The sequence below is a fragment of the Sulfurimonas sp. genome (assembly GCF_032250635.1).
Lineage (GTDB): Bacteria > Campylobacterota > Campylobacteria > Campylobacterales > Sulfurimonadaceae > Sulfurimonas.
Map to the genome: position 1 here is coordinate 1 of NZ_JAVVFL010000252.1, position 2,212 is coordinate 2,212.

The window sequence follows — 2,212 nt, forward strand, 5'->3', positions numbered from 1 at the left end:
AAAAGAGTTTGCAAAAAATGGTATTACAATAACAAAAGTGTATCATTGCCCTCACCATACTGAGATTTCAGGGGAGTGCAGTTGCAGAAAGCCTGAGCCTGGTATGATTTTGCAGGCTCAAAAAGAGTTTGATATAGATTTAGAAAATTCTATTTTAGTTGGTGATAAAGAGCGTGATATTGAGGCGGCCATAAGTGCAGGAATCAAAGAGAGCTATCTCTTTGATGAGGCAGAGTTGCATAAAAGTTCAAAAGCTACAAAAATAGTTTCAAGATTAGAGGATATTTACAATGTTAATATTAAATAGCGGTGGAACATTCAATAAAAAATATAATCCCTTAAGTGGGGAGCTAGAAGTTCCATACAGCAATGAAGCAATTGAAAAAATCTTAAAAAGCATGGATGCCAAGTATGATTTGGCAGGTGTTATTTATAAAGACAGTTTGGAGATGACAATAGATGATAGAAAAATTCTTACCAATATTATCATGGAGTCTAAAGATGACACTTTTGTAATTGTGCATGGAACAGATACGATGCATCTCAGCGCCGAATTTTTAGCCGAAATATTTGACGATAGGAAGATTGTTTTTGTGGGAGCCATGAGACCATTTGAAATAGATAGTATTGAAGCAAGCCTTAATCTAGGGATGGCGATAGGATTTGCAAAAGGCGTAAAAGAGTATGGTGTCTATATCTGCATGAGCGGACATGTAGAACCATGGGATAAAATTCATAAAAATATAAAATTTGGAAAATTTGAAGTTGTCCTCTAAAATACCCTGCTCTCATTGCCATTTAGAGTTTGATTCATCCGTTATGATAGAAGAGGGAGAGTTGCATTTCTGCTGCAACGGCTGTCAGGGAGTTTACCATCTTTTACAATATAAGGGTCTTGATAGTTTTTACGAAAAAAGCAAAAATGTAATCTTGGCTCCGCCCCTTAAAAATTATGCAGACTCTTCGAGTTTTGATTCACCCTCTTTTTACGATAAGTTTGTAAAAGTTAACAGCGAGGGATTTAACGAAGTCTCTTTGATAATAGAGGGGATTCACTGCTCGGCATGTGTCTGGCTAAATGAAAAAGCACTTAGCAAGATGGATGGCGTAATAGAAGCAAATATAAATTTTACAAACAACAAAGCGACAATTGTATGGGCAGATAATGTCCTAAAACTCTCTAAAATAATAGATATGATTAGAGCGATAGGTTATAACGCTTTTGCCTATGATGCCATGACACAAGAAGAGTATGTAAACAAAGAGAGAAAAGCTTACTACTTAAAGATGGCAGTCGCTATTTTTGCATCGATGAATATCATGTGGATTGCCGTTGCGCAGTATGCTGGATACTTCAGCGGAATAACACAAGATGTAAAAACTATTCTCAATATAGCAGAGTGGATACTCTCTACCCCTGTGCTATTTTATAGCGGCTGGGTCTTCTTTAGAGGTGCGTACTATGGTCTAAGAGCGAAAATAGTTAACATGGATCTATTGGTGGCAACTGGAGCACTGCTTACCTACATTTACTCTATTTATATAACCATGATGCAGCAGGGTGAAGCCTATTTTGACTCTGTAAGCATGATAATTACTTTTGTTTTGATAGGAAAATTTTTAGAGGTTTTAAGCAAGAAGAGTGCGGCTGATTCTCTCGATATGATTACAAAAAATATTCCCTCTGAGGTTAGAGTTCTCAGAGATGGCATAATAACCGAATGCAAGCTTGATGATGCTAGAGTTGGCGACACGGTTGTCGTCTCTTCTGGGGAGAAGGTTTTGCTTGATGGCGAAATAGTAAGAGGAAGCGGCTCTTTTGACGAATCCAGTCTAACAGGAGAGAGCAATCCGGTCTATAAAAATGTCGGAATGAGCGTTGTCAGCGGCACAACAAGTATTGATGCCGATGTCCATTTTATGGCAACAAAAGATTTTAAGCACTCTACACTCTCCAATATAGTCTCACTTTTAGAGTCTGCAATAAATAAAAAACCAAAAATTCAGCAGATGGCAAACAGGCTCTCTGAGTACTTCTCGACAGTGATTCTTCTTTTAGCGTTGGCTACATTTTTTGGATGGTGGTTCTGGTCAAATAATTTTGAGACCTCTTTTATGGTTGCCGTATCTGTAATCATTATAGCATGCCCATGTGCTCTTGCTCTTGCCACGCCTGTCGCTACATTAGTGGGGCTTAGCATAAGTGCTTCTA

The 2,212-nt window shown here is 38.0% G+C and carries 3 protein-coding genes; all 3 read left to right on the top strand.

The genetic code is table 11. The annotated features are described in order from the left end of the window. On the top strand, positions 1-307 hold a 307-nt coding region (locus RQ763_RS11425), incomplete at its 5' end, for an HAD-IIIA family hydrolase (RefSeq protein WP_314153110.1). Then, on the top strand, positions 291-776 hold the full coding sequence (locus tag RQ763_RS11430; RefSeq protein ID WP_314153111.1) for an asparaginase domain-containing protein: 486 nt from the start codon (positions 291-293) through the stop codon (positions 774-776). The genes RQ763_RS11425 and RQ763_RS11430, both read left to right, overlap by 17 nt. After that, positions 766-2,212 (top strand): heavy metal translocating P-type ATPase (locus tag RQ763_RS11435; RefSeq protein WP_314153113.1); only part of this gene is annotated, 1,447 nt, incomplete at its 3' end. The genes RQ763_RS11430 and RQ763_RS11435, both read left to right, overlap by 11 nt.